Source organism: Pedobacter planticolens (assembly GCF_014172375.1).
Lineage (GTDB): Bacteria > Bacteroidota > Bacteroidia > Sphingobacteriales > Sphingobacteriaceae > Pedobacter > Pedobacter planticolens.
The window spans coordinates 1,469,848-1,491,906 of sequence record NZ_WNXD01000001.1; the positions used below are offsets into that span (position 1 = coordinate 1,469,848).

Annotated in this window: 20 protein-coding genes; 6 read left to right on the forward strand and 14 right to left on the reverse strand. The window is 33.4% G+C overall.

The window, feature by feature from the left end; genetic code table 11:
• Positions 1–266: 266 nt before the first annotated feature.
• The 3 genes from GM921_RS06015 to GM921_RS06025 all read right to left on the reverse strand — a co-directional run bounded on the left by GM921_RS06015 (position 267) and on the right by GM921_RS06025 (position 5,676).
• A complete protein-coding gene (locus GM921_RS06015) occupies positions 267–1,616 on the reverse strand; it encodes a dihydrolipoamide acetyltransferase family protein (protein WP_182921690.1) in 1,350 nt (449 codons plus the stop codon).
• A 164-nt stretch (positions 1,617–1,780) separates the two neighbouring features.
• A complete protein-coding gene (locus GM921_RS06020; RefSeq protein WP_182921691.1) occupies positions 1,781–3,025 on the reverse strand; it encodes a competence/damage-inducible protein A in 1,245 nt (414 codons plus the stop codon).
• Between the two features lie 80 nt (positions 3,026–3,105).
• Complete coding sequence (locus GM921_RS06025; protein ID WP_235969787.1) at positions 3,106–5,676, reverse strand: putative LPS assembly protein LptD; 2,571 nt, start codon at positions 5,674–5,676, stop codon at positions 3,106–3,108.
• Positions 5,677–5,879: 203 nt separating this feature from the next.
• Between GM921_RS06025 and GM921_RS06030 the strand changes: the two genes are divergently transcribed.
• From GM921_RS06030 to GM921_RS06040, 3 genes are read left to right on the forward strand one after another with little or no spacing between them, the layout of a single operon-like run.
• Positions 5,880–6,758 carry an N-acetylmuramoyl-L-alanine amidase family protein gene (locus GM921_RS06030; protein ID WP_235969788.1) on the forward strand — a complete coding sequence of 293 codons (879 nt, stop codon included), beginning with the start codon at positions 5,880–5,882 and terminating at the stop codon, positions 6,756–6,758.
• A 41-nt stretch (positions 6,759–6,799) separates the two neighbouring features.
• Complete coding sequence (locus GM921_RS06035) at positions 6,800–7,576, forward strand: N-acetylmuramoyl-L-alanine amidase family protein (protein ID WP_182921694.1); 777 nt, start codon at positions 6,800–6,802, stop codon at positions 7,574–7,576.
• A gap of 15 nt (positions 7,577–7,591) precedes the next feature.
• Positions 7,592–8,545, forward strand: a complete 954-nt coding sequence (locus GM921_RS06040; RefSeq protein WP_182921695.1) for an MlaD family protein — start codon at positions 7,592–7,594, stop codon at positions 8,543–8,545.
• Between the two features lie 151 nt (positions 8,546–8,696).
• Here GM921_RS06040 and GM921_RS06045 read toward each other — a convergent pair whose 3' ends face one another.
• The 5 genes from GM921_RS06045 to GM921_RS06065 form a co-directional block, all read right to left on the reverse strand.
• On the reverse strand, positions 8,697–9,608 hold the full coding sequence (locus GM921_RS06045; protein ID WP_182921696.1) for a ribonuclease Z: 912 nt from the start codon (positions 9,606–9,608) through the stop codon (positions 8,697–8,699).
• A gap of 7 nt (positions 9,609–9,615) precedes the next feature.
• Positions 9,616–10,047: an STAS domain-containing protein gene (locus GM921_RS06050; protein ID WP_317170967.1), complete on the reverse strand. Its 432-nt coding sequence runs from the start codon at positions 10,045–10,047 to the stop codon at positions 9,616–9,618.
• A gap of 60 nt (positions 10,048–10,107) precedes the next feature.
• Positions 10,108–11,061, reverse strand: a complete 954-nt coding sequence (locus tag GM921_RS06055; protein ID WP_182921697.1) for a phosphoribosylaminoimidazolesuccinocarboxamide synthase — start codon at positions 11,059–11,061, stop codon at positions 10,108–10,110.
• Between the two features lie 66 nt (positions 11,062–11,127).
• A complete protein-coding gene (locus GM921_RS06060) occupies positions 11,128–11,403 on the reverse strand; it encodes a hypothetical protein (RefSeq protein ID WP_182921698.1) in 276 nt (91 codons plus the stop codon).
• Positions 11,404–11,697: 294 nt separating this feature from the next.
• Positions 11,698–12,657, reverse strand: coding sequence for a PhoH family protein (locus GM921_RS06065; protein WP_182921699.1), 960 nt, complete (start codon positions 12,655–12,657; stop codon positions 11,698–11,700).
• A gap of 102 nt (positions 12,658–12,759) precedes the next feature.
• Between GM921_RS06065 and GM921_RS06070 the strand changes: the two genes are divergently transcribed.
• The 3 genes from GM921_RS06070 to GM921_RS06080 all read left to right on the forward strand — a co-directional run bounded on the left by GM921_RS06070 (position 12,760) and on the right by GM921_RS06080 (position 14,477).
• On the forward strand, positions 12,760–13,539 hold the full coding sequence (locus GM921_RS06070; RefSeq protein ID WP_182921700.1) for an SAM hydrolase/SAM-dependent halogenase family protein: 780 nt from the start codon (positions 12,760–12,762) through the stop codon (positions 13,537–13,539).
• Positions 13,540–13,647: 108 nt separating this feature from the next.
• Positions 13,648–13,932, forward strand: coding sequence for a putative quinol monooxygenase (locus tag GM921_RS06075; RefSeq protein ID WP_182921701.1), 285 nt, complete (start codon positions 13,648–13,650; stop codon positions 13,930–13,932).
• An 11-nt stretch (positions 13,933–13,943) separates the two neighbouring features.
• The gene (locus GM921_RS06080; RefSeq protein WP_182921702.1) at positions 13,944–14,477 is read left to right on the forward strand and encodes a hypothetical protein; all 534 of its coding nucleotides are present in this window, start codon (positions 13,944–13,946) and stop codon (positions 14,475–14,477) included.
• Between the two features lie 134 nt (positions 14,478–14,611).
• Here the strand turns inward: GM921_RS06080 and GM921_RS06085 are convergent, their stop codons facing one another.
• The 6 genes from GM921_RS06085 to GM921_RS06110 form a co-directional block, all read right to left on the reverse strand.
• On the reverse strand, positions 14,612–15,850 hold the full coding sequence (locus GM921_RS06085) for a DUF1015 domain-containing protein (protein ID WP_182921703.1): 1,239 nt from the start codon (positions 15,848–15,850) through the stop codon (positions 14,612–14,614).
• Positions 15,851–16,283: 433 nt separating this feature from the next.
• Positions 16,284–17,234 carry a D-2-hydroxyacid dehydrogenase gene (locus GM921_RS06090; RefSeq protein ID WP_182921704.1) on the reverse strand — a complete coding sequence of 317 codons (951 nt, stop codon included), beginning with the start codon at positions 17,232–17,234 and terminating at the stop codon, positions 16,284–16,286.
• A 64-nt stretch (positions 17,235–17,298) separates the two neighbouring features.
• Positions 17,299–18,375, reverse strand: a complete 1,077-nt coding sequence (serC, locus tag GM921_RS06095) for a 3-phosphoserine/phosphohydroxythreonine transaminase (RefSeq protein WP_182921705.1) — start codon at positions 18,373–18,375, stop codon at positions 17,299–17,301.
• A gap of 125 nt (positions 18,376–18,500) precedes the next feature.
• Positions 18,501–20,942: a TonB-dependent receptor gene (locus GM921_RS06100; RefSeq protein WP_182921706.1), complete on the reverse strand. Its 2,442-nt coding sequence runs from the start codon at positions 20,940–20,942 to the stop codon at positions 18,501–18,503.
• An 8-nt stretch (positions 20,943–20,950) separates the two neighbouring features.
• Positions 20,951–21,622: a ribulose-phosphate 3-epimerase gene (rpe, locus tag GM921_RS06105; protein ID WP_182921707.1), complete on the reverse strand. Its 672-nt coding sequence runs from the start codon at positions 21,620–21,622 to the stop codon at positions 20,951–20,953.
• 105 nt (positions 21,623–21,727) lie between these two features.
• On the reverse strand, positions 21,728–21,907 hold the full coding sequence (locus tag GM921_RS06110) for a hypothetical protein (RefSeq protein ID WP_182921708.1): 180 nt from the start codon (positions 21,905–21,907) through the stop codon (positions 21,728–21,730).
• Between the last annotated feature and the right edge of the window lie 152 nt (positions 21,908–22,059).

Below are 22,059 nucleotides of genomic sequence, written 5' to 3' on the forward strand. Positions count from 1 at the left end.
ACAAATTTTAACAAAAAAACCTCAAGAAAGGGGTGTATTAATAATAAATCTAAACAGTTTTATAGCTTACTATTACTATGGCTAGTTGGGGGGAGAGAGAAATGTTTTTGAATGCAGTGTTTAAAGGTTTAGCTTCGCTGAGCACCACGTGGTTCTCTGCTACAGTAGAAATGACGGGAAATGTTGATACAAAAAAGGCCTGTGAAACACAGGCCTTTCAATACTTATTTTTAAGCTTCGTCCAAATGAGCTAATGAACCAATGAACTAACTAATCTCTCTGTTGATATCCCAATTCTCTAAATAATCTGCTACACGACGAACAAAAGAACCACCTAATGCACCATCAACTACTCTATGATCGTAAGAAAGGGAAAGGAACATCATATGACGGATTGCAATTACATCGCCAAATTCGGTTTCTAAAACTGCTGGTTTCTTTTTAATTGCACCGACTGCTAAAATTGCTACTTGCGGCTGATTGATAATTGGCGTACCCATTACGTTTCCAAAAGACCCCACGTTTGTTAGGGTAAATGTTCCGCCTTGGGTTTCATCGGGCTTTAATTTAGAGTTACGAGCACGAGAGGCTAAATCGTTAACTGCTTTGGTTAAGCCTACTAAATTTAATTGGTCTGCATTTTTAATGACAGGTACAATTAAGTTTCCGCTTGGTAAAGCTGCTGCCATACCGATATTTATATCTTTCTTTTTGATGATTTGCGTTCCGTTTACGGTTACATTAATCATTGGGAAATCTTTTATCGCTCTGCTTACTGCTTCTATAAATATTGGTGTGAAGGTGATCTTTTCGTTTTCGCGTTGCTCGAATGCTTTTTTCACTTTATCTCGCCACATCACCATGTTGGTTACGTCGGCCTCTACAAATGAAGTTACGTGTGGCGAAGTGTGTTTACTCATTACCATGTGCTCGGCAATAAGTTTACGCATTCTATCCATTTCTATAATTTCATCGCCACCGCTTACTGAAGTTACAGGTTTTGCAGTTGGAACTACAGGTTTGCTGACTTCGACAGGAGTTGATGCTTGTGTAACAACAGGTGTTGTTTGAATTGGAGCACCACCATTTTTGCTTTGGATATAGTTTAATAGATCGTCTTTAGTTAAACGTCCTTCGGCTCCGCTACCTTTTATTTGATCAAGTTCTGCAACTGTAATATTCTCTTGTGCAGCTATATTTTTTACCAGAGGTGAATAAAAACGATCTGAGTTTTTAAAATCTTGAGGATTATTTTCTTCTGTTTTAGTAGCAGGTAATTGAGTAATACCTGGAATGTTTTCTACAACTGGAGTTGCTACTGGAGCTGGAACTACTTCTTGTTTAGTTTCTACAACAGGTGTGCTTTCTGCTGCGCCTTCAATTTCTATAATTGCAATTACTGCGCCTACTTGTACTACGTCATCGGCTGCAAAAAGTTGTTTAACCAATTTACCAGCCACAGGCGATGGCACTTCAGAATCTACCTTATCAGTTGCAATTTCTAATATGGTATCATCCAGTTGAATTAAATCTCCTGGTTGTTTAGTCCACTTAATGATGGTTGCTTCTGCAACACTCTCTCCCATTTTTGGTAACAATAATTCGTATTGAGCCATATTGTTTTATGCGTTTATAATTGGTAACTGAGGGCAAAAGTACGCCTTTTCCTGTAATTAATATAAGTTTTGGTAGAAATTAAACCACATAGAAACATAGGCTACATAGTTGTTTTGCCGCAGATGTGCAGATTTTGTTTTAACTTTTAGAAATCTGTGGTTGGCTAACTATCTTGTTTTAATAGATTTAGCAACATGGTTAAAGCTGCTGTGGCAGAACGCTCTATATTTTGTATCCTTTTGTTACTAAAGGTGAACAGCTTTGCTACTACTTCATCTTTCGATGCGATGGCGATCCATACAGTACCAACAGGTTTACCTGGCATACCGCCATCTGGACCAGCAATACCACTAACTGCAATTGAGTAATCGGTTTTAAAATGAGTTATTGCACCTTGTGCCATTTCTTTTACGGTTTGTCCACTTACAGCGCCAAATTCTGTTAAGGTTTGATGTTTTACGCCTAGAATAGATTCTTTTAAATCGTAAGAGTAAGCAACGGCTCCGCCAGCAAAAACAGCTGATGAACCTGCATGTTGTGTAATTAAATGTGCAATGTAGCCTCCTGTACAACTTTCGGCAGTAGAAAGTGTGAGGTTTTTAGCTTTCATTTTATCTAAAATTGCTTTTTCTAATGCTACATCTTCATCAATTACTACGTATGAATTTATCCGTTGTATAATTTGTTGTGCATATACATCAACATCTGCTTTTAGACTTGTTTCATTGTTACCAGTAGCGCTTAATCGTAGTCGTACTTGCCCAAGTTTAGGTAAATATGCTAGTTTAATATGACTTGGTAAGCTATCTTCTATATCTTCTATTTGCTGGGCAAGAAATGATTCTCCTAAGCCTGATGTTAGAATTGTTTTGTGTACAATGAAAGGTAAAGTGAATGCTTTTTTAAGGCGAGGTAAAATTTCTTCTTCCATTAAATACATCATTTCGAAAGGTACGCCTGGCATTGAAACGATAATTTTTCCATTTACCTCGAACCACATGCAGGGTGCGGTACCATTTTTATTTTGAATAACGGTACAGCCATCGGGTACATCGGCTTGTTTGATGTTTACATCAATCATTGGCCTATTAAGGCGAGCAAAAATTTCGGTTACATGTTGTAGTGTAGCCTGATCTCGCCTCAATGGCATATTAAAGTATTTAGATAAGGTTAGTTTAGTAATATCGTCTTTTGTAGGACCTAATCCGCCAGTAATTAAGATAATATCTACTCTTTTTTGAGCTTCGTTTAAGGCTTGTATAATGTGTTCTGCATTATCAGAAACTGATGTAATTTGCTTTACACTAATGCCAATAGTATTTAATTCTTTACCCATCCATGCAGAATTGGTATCTACTATTTGACCAATTAGTATTTCGTCACCTATGGTAATGATTTCCGCCAGCATAAATTTAATTTACAATTTTAGAAGTACGATTTATGATTGTATGAACAATCAATTTTATAAAATTACTATATAATTAAAACCTAATATTTTGTGTAATAGCCTTTACGTTTACTTAGTTTAAGGTCTTGAAGGATAGATGCTTTTACTTTAATATCTATCGAATAGCTTTGGTAACTACCAAAAGGAACCCAGTTAGCGCTTAAATCCCAGCAATGCAAATCTCGGTAAATTGCAAATGAGGTGTATGCAACAGTTTTAGCTTTAAAATCATAACCAGAGTTAAATTGAACTTTCCATTTTGGAGTTAGGTTGAAATCTCCATTAAAATTCACCGTATTACTTATACTTCTTGTTGAAGCTAAACCTAAGGAATTGTTATAATTGAAACTGTATGAAAAGGCAAGATTCCATGGAATGTTAAAATCTACAAAGGCATTTGGATCTCTACTGATAGCTTGTAGTTGCTCAATTTGCTCTTGCGTTCTTCCTTGTTGTTCTGTTTGATTTTTAAGCGCATCCATGTTTTTATTGCGACCTTTTAGCGCATCTGGATTTAAACTGTAATCGAAAGAGAAATTAAAACTGGTTAATCGTGGTAATTTACCATCTTTCCATACATATCTATCCACTTCTTGGTATTGATATGTTGTGGTTTGCGTTGTGCCAGAACCTGAAGTTATTGCAACATTATCTACTGCATACGGACTAAAAACCCCGCTAAAGTTAAAACCTAGTTTATCTGTAAATTGAGATCTTCCTCCAAAACTTATTGGTGCTAGTTTTTTAGTTAGGGCAACAAAATTATAAGAGCTAGAAAAATTTAAACCTTGTATAATTGGTATTTTCTTTTCACCTGTTCCTGTGGTGTCTTTTGAATTTGCAACTTTTAACTCTACATTATTATCTACTGAAAAACCTATGCTTGCTTGTTTACCAGCGGATGGACCACCATATTGTGCGCCTTCAAATATGGAATACTTTTCGGGTAAGCCCTGATAATCTCTCACAAAGTTATCACCATCTAATGGTATGCTTTTACCTGGCCTTAAATCATTGGTGTAATATACTTTGTTTTTATAGTAGCCATAATTGCTGGTAGAGAAATCTGGTTTATAAGAAAAACTAATGTTAGGTGTCATTACGTGTCGTATTGCTTTAATACCACCTAAGTTTTTAAATTTCTTTCCGCCATATATTTTTGTAGACATGCCTAGACTTAATGAATATTCGCCAGCACGTTTAAAACCATTCACAGTATCAATAGCCACACTATCTGATGAGTTTGGTCTTTTAAAATATCTGTTTTGAACAGTTTGTAAATACCAACGTTCATTATAGTTTACACTGCTATTAAAGTTAAAATATTTTAAAACCGTAAAAGGCAAACTGATAGGAATAGAGTGCTGCATTCCATTTCTAAATCTTTTTAATCCATCTTTATCAAATAATAAATCTTCTTTTGTGCTTACCGTATTACTTGCCTGCATGCTATAACCTACTGTAATTTTCTGAAACCATTTTTGCTCACCCACTCTATTTTTAGAATCGAAAGGGCTAATGGTAGACATGTTTAAACTCACTTGTGGCAAGGTTAATGAAATTGTTTTAGCTCGAGTTTCTTGACTATGAGAAAGTGAAGTGGTTAAATTAAAGAGTCCATCTCCAAAAACTTTTCCGTATGCAATACTGGAACTCATGGTATTACTAGCAATCTGATTAATATCATACGTTCCATTTGCCGCAGAAACGCTAAAATAATTTCCTGTACCTGCGTTTACTGAAGCGCTAAATGTTGTACCAGGTTTGGCGTTTGCATTTTGGCTATGCGTCCAACCGATGTGAAAGTTTTTTTGTGGATCGTATTCTGGTGTTCCTTCTAATCCTTGCCTATCGCTTGCATAAGCTAAATTAAAATTACCGCCAAATTTATAGCGTTTAATATAGTTTGTAGCTAAATTTAGGTGATATGAGCCGTTTGTATAAATATCGCCAGTTAATCTTGCATCCCAATAATCGTTTAAAGTCAGATAATATCCTCCATTAGTTAGTGAAAAACCTTTTGTTGCATCTTCACCTGGTGTTGGTAATATAATACCTGATGATTTTTTATTGGGCTTAGGGAAAAAGCCAAAAGGGATAGCAATTGGCAATGGAACTCGCTCAAATTCTAAATAAACTGGTCCAGTAATAATCTGATTTTCTGTTGCAATCCCTTTGGTGATGTGTATACCATAATGCGGTTCGGGCAAATTACAAGTGCTATACGTTGTACCAGCTACATTAAATTCATTATCGGGTTGCATTTTAGTTTTGCCACCAGAAAAATAACCGCCTTCTTGTTCAGTAAATACGCCATTTACCGTACCCTTGTGTGATTTTGTATTATATGTTAATGAATCTGCAATGGAAGAACCGTCTTTACCCATTTTAAAAATCGGCCTGCCAACGTATTTACCTTTATCGGTTTTAACGCCTCTTGCAAAAATGGTATTGGTTTTAGAATTAAATCTGATGTAATCTGCATCTAGTTCAAAATCTTGATACGTTACGCGTGCTCCACCATATAAATACATGATGCCATTTTTTCTGTCTACATGTGTAGAATCTTTAGCAAAGTATTCAACTTTTTCATCTAGCTCACTTTTTTTCATTTTGACCTTAGATGTATCTCTTTTAGTAGAATCTGTTTGTTTTGTTACCTGTTGAAAGGAAAAATTAGACGAAGCTAGCGCCTTGTTACCAACAGATGTTAATAAAAGAGCGGCAATAATAAAAATGATATCGCGTAAAAGTTTCAAATTCGTGTGTGAATGTTATTTTTGCAATAATGTTTATCCCAAAACGTTCAAAATTAATGAAAAATATACCATTGGTTAGACCAAATGCAATTTTGATACTATTTATTTCTGCCTTATTTATTTTAGGTATTGATAATCAATTACTTGCACAAGAATACAAAATAAAAACAATTGTTATCGATGCTGGTCACGGCGGAAAAGACGGTAGTACAAGAGGATTATATTCTACAGAAAAGGATGTTGCTTTAAAAACAGCTTTGCGATTAGGTAAGCTAATTCAAGACAATTTAAAGGATGTAAAAGTAATTTTTACTCGACAGGATGATACTTTTATTCCACTTTATGAACGAATTGCCATTGCTAATAATGCAAAAGCAGATTTATTTATTTCTATTCATTGTAATGATATGCCAGTGTATGGTACTCGTTATATTAGTGGCTATACCAGAAATAAAAAAGGCAAAAAAGTTCCAGTGTATAAAACTCGATATGCTAAAAGTACATCCACCAAAGGTGTAGAAACCTTTGTATCTGGGAGTGGACGTGTAAATGAGCAAGATGACGCAATTAAACGTGAAAATTCATCTATCTTTTTAGAGGATAACTATAAGGAAAACTATGATGGTTTTAATCCAGATGATCCGGAAAGTGCCATCATTTTATCCTTAATGAAAAACACCTTTAGAACTCAAAGTTTAAAACTGGCTAAATTTGTGCAAGATGAATACATACAAGTTGGCAGAATAAATAGAGGCGTACAGGAAAAAAGTTTGGCGGTATTGGCTCGTGCTGGTATGCCAGCTATTTTAACAGAAATTGGTTTTATTAGTAACCCTGGCGAAGAAGATTACATGAACTCGGAAGCTGGCCAAATAGAAATTACCAATTGTCTGTTAAAAGCCATAGAAGCCTACAAAACGAGTGTAGAAATATAGTTGACGATATTTATTATAAATTTGTATCAAAATTAGTTTAAATGAGATTAAAAAGTGCCCTGCTAACCTTTGCAATTATATTTCTTTCCTTTTATTCAAGTAACGTTCTAGCGCAGGGTTATAAAATCAGAACTATAGTAATTGATGCAGGTCATGGTGGAGTTAAACCAGGTGCAGCTGGCAAATATTCATTAGAAAAAAATGTTGCGCTTAAGGTTGCATTAAAACTGGGAAAAAAATTAGAAGAAGAATTACCAAATATTAAAATTATTCAAATTCGTAAAACGGATGTTGATGTAGATTGGTATCGCAGAGCGGAAATAGCTAACGATGCAAAAGCCGATTTATTTATTTCTATCCACTGCAACTCGATGGGTGGCAGTGATAGAACTACAAGAGGTACCGAAACATTTGTGGGTGCTTATCGCCGTATAAATGAAATGGACGCTGGTTTAAAGGAAAATGAAGATATTTTAAAGGATAAAGATTACAAAAAGAAAGGGACATACGATCCTACAAATCCTGAAGAATTAATTATGTTATCTTTGTACAAATCTCTTTACCGAACTAAAAGTTTAGCTTTAGCAAAGATGATTCAAAAAAACTACACCAATGTTAATAAAAGAGTTAATAGAGGGGTTAAAGAACAAGGATTATTGATATTGCAACGTGCAGCTATGCCATCTGTACTAACGGAAATTGGTTTTATTTCTAATCCGGCAGAAGAAGATTATATTAACTCAGCAGCTGGCCAAGAAGAAATAGTTACTGCTATTGTTAATGCAATAAAACAATACAAAAAAGAAATTGAGATTTAATAAACACCAAACTACGTGAAGATAAAAAACGAAACCAAAGTAGGCGTATTAGCAGCATTTGCCATTGCCTTATTAATAATTGGCTATAACTTTTTAAAAGGAAACTCTATATTTTCTAGTGAAACTGTTCTATATGCCAGATATTCTCATGTTGAAGGTTTAGGCGTTTCAAAACCTGTATTAATTAATGGTTTTCAAATTGGTAGAGTTGATAAATTAACTTTACAACCCAACGGAACCATTATTGCAACGTTGAAAGTGAAGGATGAATATGAAATTCCGAAAAATACAATTGCTAGATTAGAAAGCACCGATCTTTTAGGTGGAAAAGCCATTGTAATGATTTTAGGAAACGATAAAAATTTCGCTAAAGATGGTGATACATTAAATGCCAATGTAGTAAAAGGCTTAATGGAAACTGTACAACCCGTACAGAAAAAAGCAGAGCTGATTATTGCTAAAATGGATTCGATTTTAACAAGTGTAAACTCTATTCTTAATCCGAATTTCCAGAAAAATGTAGATAAAAGTTTTACCAGTATTGCTTCTACATTAGGTTCTTTGGAGGCAACTTCTAAAAAGGTTGATGCATTGGTAGGTTCAGAAAGTTCAAAACTCTCTGCAATTTTATCAAATGTTGAAGCAATTACTGCCAACTTTAAAAACAATGGCGCTAAAATAGATGCTGTTTTAACAAACTTAAATACGGTTACAGATAAAGTTGCAGCATTAAACTTTAAACAAACCATTGATAATGCAAATAAAGCAGTAGCTGATTTACAAGGTATAGTTACTGATGTTAAAAACGGAAAAGGTTCGTTAGGTCAGTTGATAAACGATAAACAGATGTACGATAATCTGACTAACGCTGCTAAAAATCTAGATAATTTAATGATAGATTTAAAAGCTAATCCTAAGCGTTATGTACATTTCTCTGTATTTGGAGGTGGTAATAAGACAGATAAGTAAGTAGTAAAACGATATTTAATAGCCGCAGATGAGCAGATTTTAGCTGTACATCTGCGTTTTTTTTTATGCAATAAAGAGATATTGTCATGCAGAGTGAAACGAAGCATCTCAACGCATTAAAAGATTCTTCACTGCGTTCTGAATGACATAGTTATATCTGATAAGTAGTTCCTTCAATAGCCAGTTCTGTATTCTCAAAAACAGTTTTTGCTTCTTCTAAAAGCTCAACAAGTGTTTTATAACGAGAAGAAAAGTGGCCGATCAATAGTTTCTTTGCGTTTACTATTTTGGCAACTTCAGCGGCTTGTAAAGCGGTAGTATGATGCGTTTCTTTAGCTCTCTCTAGCATTTCATGTAAAAAAGTAGCTTCGTGATATAACGTATCACAGTTTTTTATACTGTCGAAATAAAGTTCATCCATTAAGGTATCCGAACAATAGGCATACGATCTTGGGTGAGCAGAATCTGTAGTGTAATCTATATTTTTTAAAACATTTCCATTAGGTAAAGTTAAATCCACTCCTCTTTTTAATAATGGATATAAATCTAATGGAACATCATCATTTTCTAGTTTTTCTACAATCAATTTACGTAAGCGTTTTTTCTCCGTAAATTTAAAACCAGTACAAGGAATGCGATGATTTAATACAATTGTTTCTACAGTTACATCGCCATTTTGAAAAATAATTGCTGGCTGCGTTGCATCAATTTCAAAATACACCAACTCATATCTTAAATTAGTATCAGAGTGTTTAAATTGAAGCTCTAGTATTTCTTGTATCGCTTTTGGCGCAAAGATATATAACGGTTTTATTCGACCATTTAAATGCATGCTAGATAGCAAACCAATTAAGCCAAAATAATGATCGCCATGCAAATGGCTAATAAAAACATAGTTAATTTTAGATGCTTTTAACCCAAATTTTATCAATTGTTGTTGTGTGCCTTCGCCACAATCAATGAGGTAAAATTTTTCGTTGCAATTTAATAATTGGGCAGTAGGATTTCTGTTGTAGACCGGGGTTGCAGAACTGCTACCCAAAATGGTTACTTCAAATTTCATTAAAAGATTATCCTTTATCTACGCTACCACGCAATTCTTTCTCTATTTCTTCCATAAAGATTAAATCGGTAGCCTCATCTAACTTATTTACAAAAGTAACCGATTGATGAAGATTAGACATTTTAATGATATTGGCAATTGAATTATTCACTCCAGTTACGATAAAAACACCACCAGCGCTTTTGCAAAGCCTATCTCCTACTAATAAACAGCTTAAATCTTGTGAATCATTACATTCTTTTACAGCCGATAAATCGAGTACAATATTACGGTAGCCTTCGGTATTTAATAGGATAAATTCAGATTTTAATGCTGGCGTATTATCATTGGTGAACTTTGGTTCATCCAATTTTAAAACAACATATTTTTCGTGTTTATCTGTAGAGAATTTCATCTGTTTATATTTATTGTTTTTTAATGGTCTGATGGAGCTTTCCATGATTAAAATCATGGGCGGTTCATGGTATTGTATATTTATTTAAAACGAAAGTAGCGATTATTATTTTGATAATAAATCGTTAATCGCATTTATGACATTTTCTTCTATTCTATTTACAATGCTTGATGAAGGATTTTTAACAAATTTTTCACCAACAATTTGTTCATATAATTCTATATAACGATCTGATATTGAATTTACAATCTCTGGTGTCATTACAGGAATTACTTGACCATCTTTACCTTGAAAATTATTTTCAATTAGCCATTTACGCACAAATTCTTTAGATAATTGTTTTTGCGCTTCGCCAGTTTTTTGTCGATCTGCATAACCATCAGCATAAAAATAACGAGATGAATCTGGTGTATGGATTTCGTCTATTAAGTAAATCGTATCTCCTACTTTACCAAACTCATATTTTGTATCTACTAAAATCAAACCACGCTCAGCAGCCATTTCTGTTCCACGTTTGTACAATGCTTGTGTATATTCTTCAAGTTGAGTATAATCAACTAATGAAACTATTCCTTTGGCTAAAATATCTTGTTTTGAAATATCTTCATCATGACCAACAGCTGCTTTTGTTGTCGGAGTAATAATTGGTTGAGGTAATTTATCGTTTTCAATTAATCCCTCAGGTAAAGAAACACCACAAACCTCTCTTTTTCCTGCACTATACTCACGCCAAGCATGACCAGCTAAATAACCTCTAATTACCATTTCTACTTTAAAAGGCTCACAAATTCTTCCAATCGTAACCATTTCATCTGGAATAGATAAAACCCAGTTAGGAACGATATCCTGTGTTGCAGCTAAAAATTTGGCAGCTATTTGATTTAAAACTTGTCCTTTAAAAGGAATAGCTTCTGGTAAAACTACATCAAATGCAGAAATTCTGTCGGTAACTACCATTGCCATCAATTGATCGTCAATGGTATACACATCACGTACTTTACCTTTATAAAAATTGGTTTGTTGTGGGAAATTAAAGTGGGTTTCTTTGATTGCTTTCATGAGGGTATAAAAATACGATTTTAAAATAAAAACCCTGTAGGTTTAAGACTACAGGGTTAAAAATTATTATAATTTATTTAAAATCTGTTCAAAATCAATGGATGAAACTACAGCTATTGGTTTGTTTTTTAGCAATACCTCAATAATATCTCCTTGTTTATTTAACTGTAATCTTCCTTTAAAGATTTTTGTTTCATCTTCTGTTAAAAAATGCTTCAAATTCTTTATAGTTTCTTTTCGACATGCCAATTCAGCATCATCCTCTGAAATGATCAACCTAACCTTTTTACCTAAAGGTTCAAAAGACAAGGTTAACGTATTGTTTAAGAGAACTTGGTGCATTTGTATTCAAATTAGCAGAAATTAGGGGTAGTGAGATAAATAAAAAGAGCTATAATGATACAAATTGAAAATAATGTGCCGTATAAAAGTCCCCAGCCTAAATCTTTTATTGCTTGATGTTTTACATACCTTAAAAAAAATCCAGTGATAACAAAACCAGTAAAAATTAGAGTGATAGTAGTGGGGTTGGCAAGTAGCTCAAATACTTTTAATAATAAAAAATGAATAACTAAGGTCAATATAAAGCATATTGTTCTCCTATATTTCTTTTCTATGAGTAATATTTTCTGTTCCCTACTGAATATCCCCATATGCTTTCAATATCGCTTTTACCAATTTATGTCGCACTACATCATCTCCGTTTAGGTAAATAATATCTATGCCTTTGATTTCTTCTAAAATCCGAAGTGCATTGTGCAAACCAGATTGAGCTTTTTTAGGTAAATCTATTTGAGTGATATCACCAGTTACAATAAATTTTGCTGTTGGACCCATCCGTGTCAAAAACATTTTTAATTGTAAATCGGTAGAGTTTTGCGCCTCATCTAAAATTACAAAACAGTTGTCTAACGTACGACCACGCATAAAGGCTAATGGCGCAATTTCAATTGTTCTATTTTCTAAATATAATTTCAGTTTTTCTGGCGGAATCATATCATCCAACGCATCATAAAGCGGACGTAAATATGGATCTACCTTTTCTTTTAAATCACCAGGTAAAAAACCAAGACTCTCTCCTGCTTCAACAGCTGGTCGCGTTAAAATAATCCGCTTAATTTCTTTGTTTTTTAGTGCTCTAACTGCCAAAGCTACTGCGGTATAGGTTTTACCAGTTCCGGCAGGGCCGATGGCAAATAACACATCGTTTTTCCCAATACTATCAACCATTTTACGTTGGTTGGCAGTACGAGCTTTAATCATTAAACCATGATTACCGAAAACAATTACTTCGCCTGTATTAATTGCTGCTGCCGGAGCATCATCTGTTTTTTCAGTAGTTCTTTTAGAACCTAAAATAGATTCTACATCGTTATGAGAAAGCGTTCTGTACTTTTCGAGATGGGCAACTAATTGTCCGAACTTTTGCTCAAAGGCCTTTAACTCAGCCTCATCTCCCAACGCTTTAACGTCATTTCCTCTTGCTACAATTTTTAATTTTGGGAAAGCAGTTTTGATTAACTCATAATGCTCATTGTTGGCGCCCCAAAATTGTACTTGGTCTGTTGTTTCTAATGTTAGCTTTAGTTCGTTCAAAATATTGTATTTTTAATTAGAAGTGTATATTTTGATTAAAAAATTGAATATTTGTAGGCGATTTGCCTATACACAAGAATAAGAATAAATATTGAATTTTTAATGGCGATTATTACATTAACAACAGATTTAGGTTCCAAGGATTTTTATCAGGCTGCTTTAAAAGGCAGTATCCTGAGTATTCTACCTACTGCCAATATTGTAGACATTACCCATGAAGTTCCATCTTTTAATATTTCTTATGCCGCTTTCGTGCTTAAAAACGCTTACCCTTACTTTCCCAAAAATACTGTACACTTAATTGGCATCGATTCTGTGTTTAGCGAGAACACTAAATATATAGCACTTCGTTATAAAGATCATTATTTTGTTGGCGCCGATAACGGGATTTTTTCTTTGTTATTAGATGAAGCTCCAGATGAATTAGTGGAGCTAAATATTATGCAAGATTTAAAATATTTACATTTTCCATTGGTAGATATTTTTGTAAAAGCAGCTATTCATTTAGCCAAAGGCGGGAAATTAAAGGACATTGGTTTACCTACAGGAGAAATTGAGCAAAGAATGCTTTTACATCCTGTAATAGAGCGAGATATAATTAGAGGAAGTGTAATTTATATTGATACTTTTTGCAATGTAATTACCAATATCACCAAAGACCTTTTTACCAAAATACAACGCAATCGCGATTTTACTTTATATTTTAGAAAGAGTGAAACCATTACTCAATTAAGTTGGCATTATAACGAAGTTCCCGAAGGAGAAAAGTTGTGTTTATTCGGAATTAGCAATCATTTGGAGATCGCAATTAACAAGGGAAAAGCTAGCGGATTATTGGGTTTACACCTCAGCGATATTGTACGAGTGGAATTTCATCCATAAAAGCCATTGTCATGCAGAGCGTTGCGAAGCATCTCAATTTCAATATTTTAAAAAGATCCTTCACTGCGTTCTGAATGACAAGTTTCATAAAATAATATTACCAAAAATATGTTAGTTCGAGTTGTAAAAATGCACTTCACTCCTAGTTTTGTGTCAGAGTTTAAAACTCTATTTAATCAAGTAAAACCGCTAATTTCAAGTTTTGAAGGATGTAATAGTGTTCAATTATTACAACATGAAACTCAGCCAGAAATATTTTTCACGATTAGTAATTGGCAATCTGCTGAACATTTAGAAAGTTATCGAAAATCTGAATTATTTACTGAAACTTGGGCAAAAGTTAAACCTAATTTTGCCAACAAAGCTGAGGCATGGAGTTTGCTTGAACAATAAAAAAGTAAATCATGATTAAGAAAATAGCATTCCTTATTTTGTTTGTAAACTCAATTACAATAAATCTATTTGCACAAGATACTTCAGCTTATGAAATTCAACGATTAAAAATTAATAACTTATTAGCTGAAAGAAGTGCGAAATTTGGACAATACGATGAAAGTTTAAACACTAAAACAGGCATATTCGGTTTTCAAACTAAAAGAGACATTAGAAATTCAAATGAAATTTTAAGGCAAATTGCACTAAACGACAATGATATTTTTAAAGAATTAAAGATTTTATTGGATTACAAAGATTTGCAAGTGGAGGAAGTAAAAACGACTGTTAATACCAATTCTGAAAGTATACAAAATTATAGAAGAAGTATTAAAAATTTACAGGATCAAAACGAAAATTTAACTAATAGTACTAATAAAGCAGAAAATTCGAGAGATTTAGCTTATTTATTTACCGCACTATTTTTAATCGGCTGTGCTGTATTGGCTTACTTTTTAAATTTAAAAAACAAACAGCTTAAGAATTATGAAAAGGCAAATGTTTAAATTATTGGTGAAGTTAAACAAGTTAATTTTGCCAAGTTTTTATCAAAAAGACCCGATGAAATTAACCACTTTTCAAAAAGTAATTTTAGGTTTTAGATATTGGGCTTTGACAAATTCCTTAAAATAATTCTGGATTATTTATTAAAATAGTGCGTTAATAAACCCACCAAAAACTTAGGTTCAACCCAAGTAGATTTTGGTGGCATCGTTTTATTCGCATTCGCAACATCAATTAATTGATCTATAGCGATCGGCGCTAAAATAAAAACAACTTCATTTATTCCATTATCAACTTGCCTTTCTAGCACATTTATTGGAGTTTTCTCGCCCTCAAATGTAATTCTAGCATCTGTTCTGGGATCTTTAACATTCAAAATTGGGGCTAAAACTAAATTCTGTAAAATACTCACATCCAAAACGTTAACAGGATCTTCAGTATAAGTATGTGGGTTTGCAACTAAACTGTACCAGCCAGATTTTAAATACATAGCAAAATGATGCAAAGTTGTTGGTTTAACAAATTGATCTATCTTTTCTACATCAAAATCAGCAGAAACTTTCTTCAAAAAATCTTCTTCCGTTAAACCAGCTAAATCTCTTACCAAACGATGATACGCTAACACTTTTACTTCTTGTGTATCCATATAAACTGTAGTAAAATAGTTAAATGCAGCATTTTCGTCGTTTTTAAACAACATTCTTTTGTGCAAACCCATTTTGGCCATTGATGCAGCTCTATGATGCCCGTCAGCAATATATACCTCTGGCATTTCGGCAAAGGCATTTATTAGTTTTTCTAAATCTTGTTGGTCATCAATTTTCCAAATCCGATGTTGCGTTCCATCAACATAAGTAAAATCTACTTCCGTTTTTAATGCTGTATATTTTTCCAGCAGTTGCTGAATTATTTTATTTGGATGATAGGTAATTAATACAGGATTAGCATCTAAGCCTGTTTGTTGTAAATATTCAGCGAGTAATCTTTCTCTTGCTTCTACAGTTAATTCGTGTTTTTTAATGTTTCCCTGCAAATAATCATTGATATGCGTCAAAGTCCAAATCCCAGTTTGTATTAAACCATCGTGTATAACCTGATAAATATAAATGCAGGGTTTTTCTTCAGCTACTAAAATTTCCTTTTCTATAAATCCTTCTAAGTTTTCAGAAACCGTTTTATAAATCAATTCTTGACGAGAACCACGTAAATAAGGATTATCAAGTTCTGGATTAATTAAATGCAAAAAACTAGCAGGATTTTCTGAGGCTATTAACCTAGCTTGTCCAATACCATAATTTTCAAGCGGTCGTGTAACCACAGTATTGAGTAAGGCAAGTGCAGGTTTTAAGGCACAAAACGGCTTTATTCTCGGCATAAAGATTTATAAATGGCTAGGCGAAGATAGTCGGGATTTCTCTCCTTTTCAAAATAAATTATAAGTTAACATGAATTCGAGATAAGAAATAACTTATAAATAGCAAACACAATGATTGTGATTTAAAAATCATTCATTTCTGAGATATATTTAGAGTTCTGTCGCTTCGCGGACAAACTTTTTTCCTGTAGATGAAAAAAGTATGCAAAAAAATCCACGACTGCGCCCAGCGCTATTAAAGTTTCTGCTTTGGCTAATTGGTGCTTTCCGCACTGGACAAGGTCGACTTTAGGTTTACAAAGAGATTGTACTTAGGCTTGAGATAGTTAAAAATAGCGAAATGCTTAAAACCCGAACTCATGTTAAGTTAATTTCTAAATAAAAAAACCTCCAGTTTTAGCTGAAGGTTTTAAAAATCTATATAAAAATTAGCTTATTTCTTAAAATGATCAATAATCAAATTTGCTAATTCTGTCCCTATACGTTCTTGAGCCTCATTAGTAGAAGCACCAATATGCGGTGTTAACGATATTTTAGGATGCGTTAAAATAGCTTCAAGCGGTGTTGGTTCGTTATCAAAAACATCTAAACCAGCAAAAGCCACTTTTCCAGAATTTAAAGCTTCAATTAATGCAGGTTCGTCAATAGTTCCTCCACGAGAGCAATTCACAATACCTACTCCAGGTTTCATCGCTGCAAATTCTTCAGCACCTAAAATTGGTTTATTTGCAAATGGTGTATGTAAAGAAATGAAATCACTTTGTGAAATTACCTCTGCTAAACTTACAGTTTGTACAGGAATATCTACTTTAATACCGCCTTGAAAATCTAATGAAATAGAACCGTTAAATGGATAAAGATCATATGCTAACACGTTCATTCCTAAACGCAATGCTATCGTAGCTGTTTCTCTTCCAATTCTACCAAAACCAATTACACCTAAAGTTTTACCTTTTAATTCAATTCCTTTAGCGTACGCTTTTTTTAAGTCGTTAAATTTAGTATTTCCCTCCAAAGGCATTTTACGATTAGAATCATGTAAAAAGCGAATTCCGGTGAATAAATGCGAGAAAACCAATTCTCCAACTGATAATGATGAAGCCGCAGGTGTATTTACTACATTTACACCTTTACTTCTTGCATAATCAACATCAATATTATCCATACCTACACCGCCTCTACCAATTAAGGAGATATTTGGACAAGCATCGATTAATGCTGCTCTAACTTTAGTAGCACTACGAACAGTTATTCCATCGTAATTTAATAAAGCTTCAGCTAACTGATCTTGAGGAATTGTTTGTGTATCAACCTGAAAACCAGCCTCCTCTAATAATTGTTTCCCAATTGGGTCTATGCCATCATTGGCGAGTATCTTAATCATATTGTATGATTTCTCTGATTAAATTGATTACACAGATTAAATGCAACCAATTATATGTTAAAATTTAATTATTTTTTTTATTGTAGTCTTCTTCAAAAGTTTGCATTAAATCTATTAATGCATGTACACTTGTAATTGGCAAAGCGTTATACATTGATGCTCTAAAACCACCAACGCTTCTATGTCCTTTTAATCCTTCAAAACCGTTATCGTCTGCAAATTTTGCAAATGATTTTTCTAGTTCAGGATTTTCCATTACAAAACATACATTCATTCTCGAGCGATCTTCAACTGCACATGTTCCTTTAAATAATGGATTTCTATCAATTTCTGTATATAATGCTTGAGCTTTTGCTTTGTTTTCTTGCTCAATTTCTGCTACACCGCCTTTAGATTTTAACCAATTTAAGTTCAGCATAGCTACATAAATTGAAAATACTGGTGGAGTATTGTACATCGAACCACCTTCAATATGCACTTTATAATCTAACATTGAAGGAATTCCTCTTCCTGTTTTTCCTAAAATTTCGTCTTTAACAATTACAATAGTTAATCCGGCAGGGCCGATGTTTTTCTGAGCTCCAGCATAAATTAAATCGTACTTAGAAACATCAATTACGCGGCTCATAATATCCGATGACATATCGCATACTACAGGAACTTTAGTTACAGGCAAAGTGAACATTTCTGTTCCGTAAATGGTGTTATTTGAGGTGCAGTGAAAATATGCGCTATCTTCTGGAATAGCGTAATCTTTAGGAATAAAGGTGTAATTAGATTCTTTTGAAGAAGCTACAATATTAGCTTTTCCAAAAAACTTAACCTCTTTAATCGCTTTATTTGCCCATACTCCAGTTTCTAAATAAGCTGCAGTTTTTCCTTCTGGCAACAAATTCATTGGCACCATCGCAAACTGTAAACTTGCTCCACCTTGTAAAAATAAAACGGAGTATCCTGATGGTACATTTAAAAGTTCCTTTACCAATTTTGTTGCTTCTTCCACCACGCCTTCAAACTCGGGAGTGCGATGCGAAATTTCTAAAATTGATAAACCGTCTTTGAAATCTAAAACTGCTCTAGAAGCTTGTTTAAATACTTCTTGAGGTAAAATACAGGGTCCTGCACCAAAATTATGTCTCATTTTTTATTGTTATAAATTTGTTTTCAATGGAAATAAAGCTATCATGATTTAGTCATTAAGTTTGGGGTTAAATCATAATGGTTATCTAAATTTTTATGAGCGTAAATCTAGTAAATCAGTCGCAATTATTGATGGTTTTTAAACTTTAAAATCAATTTAAAATTGAATTGTCTACCTGTTAAGTAGTTTGGAACAGCATACTGTACATTGTCTACGTCTTTTAACCACAAATAAGATACTGTATTGTTGATATTTAGCAAATTAAAAACCTCAAAATAAGCGGTAAACGAACTAAAATATTTATCTAATAATTTTGGTTTTCGCAGTGCGACATCATCTAAAAAATCTTTAGAAAAGCCAATATCAACTCGTTTATAGGCAGGTATTCGGAAATCATCTGTATAATGATCACTTTGTGGTGAGCCAACTGGTAATCGAGATCCATACAACATATTTAAATGCACTTTGTAAGTTGGGCTTTTTAACAATCTATCCTGAAAGAAAACCGAAAAATTAATGCGTTGATCTGTTGGCCGTTTTAAATAACCAGGATAAATTGTAGTAGATGAACCAGATTTATCTTTCTTTACATATGAATCGCCAATAATATCTTGATCTGCTTTCATAAAAGAAAGTCTAAAATAAGAAACTAAATCTTTAACAAACTCACCGCCAATACTAAAATCAGCACCATAAGTATGTCCTTTAGCAATTTCTGAAGAGAGATATTTAACCCTAACATTATCAATAATATAAGGAATTAGTCGATCTGAATATTTAAAATAGGCTTCTGAGCTAAATTTCAATCGCGTTCCTAAACCGTCAAAAGCATAATCAAAACCTGCAGAGGTATTATATGAACGTTGTGCCTTTTGATTTACATTTAAAACTCCATCATATGCTCTTACACTACGATAAGTTGGTGCTTGCTGATAAATTCCGGCAGTAAAACGAATAATTTGATTATTGCTCGGCGGACGATAAGCTAACAATAAACGTGGACTAATTAAGAATTGATTAGATAAACTATTGTAGCTTCCTCTAACTCCTACTTGTAAATCTGTATTTTCCGTTAAACTGTAACTATCTTGTACAAAGGCAGTAAAGTTATTAATATCAACTTTGTTGGTTATTTTAATAGATTGATCTAAGTAAAACTTTTTTGCATCGTAAGGTAAAATATAACCTGCCGAATCGGTCAAATGATATTCATTTAATTCATCTCTAAACTTATTTAATTCCAGCCTTAATCCCCAAGAAAAAACATGGTTATCAAAATTTTGATCTGTTTTAATTTCTGAACTTAATGTTTGCGAATTTAAGCTGTTACGAGCGTAATTTAAGTAAGTTCCAATGCCTCTATTTATGCGTACAGAACTAAAACCAGCCGAAGTAAATCCTGTTTCCAGCTCATCAAAAATGTATTTTCCCTCAATATCAAACCGCTCTCTTTCTTTCGTATTAAAATAGCTATTAATCCATTTTATAACCAAATTTGGTTGCGGATTAAATATTGCAGTAACTGCTCCTCCTACTGTACGATAACTATCAATTTCTTGTCCGTTGTAAGCGATATTTAATCTCAATTGAGTATCGAGCGTACCAAATTGTGTTTCTCTATCTTCGGGTATTAATTTAAACTGTCCAATATTATAATTACCAAGTGCGCTTAGGCTAAATTTATCCGAAAAATTGTATTGATATAGTAATTGTGCATCTCCAAAATTTGGACTGTAACTTCCTTTATTATCTTGTTTATTTAAAACACTGCTATTGTTTTTATAGCGTAAACCCATTAGTAAGAAGCTTTTATCTGCCACATATTTAGAACTTAAAGATGTTCCTAAAAAGCCTGTGGTCAACACCAATTGGTTACTATCAGGCTTATCGTATTTCACGTCCAAAACAGAAGATAATTTATCGCCATAACGAGCTTCGAATCCCCCAGCCGAAAACTTGGCTCTGGAAACTAAATCGCCATTAATAAAACTCAAACCCTCTTGTTGTCCGTTTCTAATTAGTATTGGCCTACTAATTTCTACATCATTAATATAAACTAGGTTTTCATCAAAATTACCTCCTCTAACACTGTATTGCGAACTCAATTCATTATTGGTAGATACACCGGGAAGGGTTTTTAAAATAGATTCAAAATTACCAGAAACTGAAGGTAATGAGGACAAATCTGAAATATTGATAGTACTCGTATTACTTAGCTGATTTTGTTTATTGGTTACAGTTACCTGTTCTAATTCATTTATATTAGGAATTAAGGTTAAATCTTTAACAATTCGACCTGCAACTTTCTCATTTATTTTAATTAATACTGGTTTATAACCAAGTAAATTATATTTAATTGTGAATGAAGTTGTTTTAGAATAAATGGTATAGCTCCCATCTGGAGCTGTTAAGGTAGATTCTTGCTGACCTAGAACTGCAACAGTAACTTGTTGTAAGGGATCAAGATTTAAATCTTTAACTACTCCTGTAACTCTTACCAAAGGTTGAGCATTTACCAAAGTAAAGCCCAATAGTAAAGCTAGAATTAACAGGTAAGCCTTTAGCATTTAACACGTTATATTTTCTGTGAGCTTACATCTACATTTTTCAAATCAGCAATCATTTGAGTAGGATTTGGTGCTGCGAAAATAGCATTACCTGCTACAAAAGCATTTGCACCAGCTTTAATTAAACTTTCGATATTTGAAATACCAATCCCGCCATCAACTTCAATAATCAAATTTGGATTGATTTCATTAGCCATTTTTCTGAGTTCAGCTATTTTATTTAGTGATTGAGGAATGAATTGCTGCCCACCAAAACCAGGATTTACAGACATGATTAACACCATATCTAAGTCTACCAAAATATCTTTCAATAAACTGACTGGCGTACTCGGATTTAAGGCTACGCTAGCCTTACAACCCAATTCTTTTATGGTTTGTATAGTTCTATGAAGATGTACACAAGCTTCGTAATGAACTGTAATAATATCCGCACCTGCATGCACAAAACGTTCGATAAACCTTTGCGGTTTTACCACCATTAAGTGAACATCTAAAGGTTTTGTAGCATACTTTTTAACTGCTTCCAATACAGGAAAACCAAAAGAAATATTTGGAACAAAAGCACCGTCCATTACATCAACGTGAAACCAATCTGCTTCGCTAGTATTAATCATTTCAATATCACGTTGCAGATTAGCAAAATCAGCAGAAAGAATAGAAGGAGCTATAATGTGTTTCATTTTATTTTATTATTTTATGCTTTCGTCATTGCGAGGCACGAAGCAATCTCCTTTATTATTTGCGTTTTAAGATTGCTTCGTGCCTCGCAATGACGTGTTTGTTATTTAATCCATTTTCTTATGGACAACTTTAGCAGATTTCAGCATGATGTTCATTTTCATCATCCTTGCCATGGTATGAAAGCGTTCAGTATAAGAACTTGATAAAGCTTTATGCAATAAATCTTCTTCAGCTTTTTTATAATCAGCTAATGGTTCTTCAACTATATGTTTTTTGTTTTTCATATCAATACATGCAAGTTACAAAAGAAGTCTGAAAGTTTTTAGTCGGGAAGACGGAAAAGACAGAAAGTCCGAAAGTAAGGGAATAACCAAGCGTATAGCACTTCAGACTTCCCGATTTATGGACAAAAAAAACCCTTCCAGCGAACTGAAAG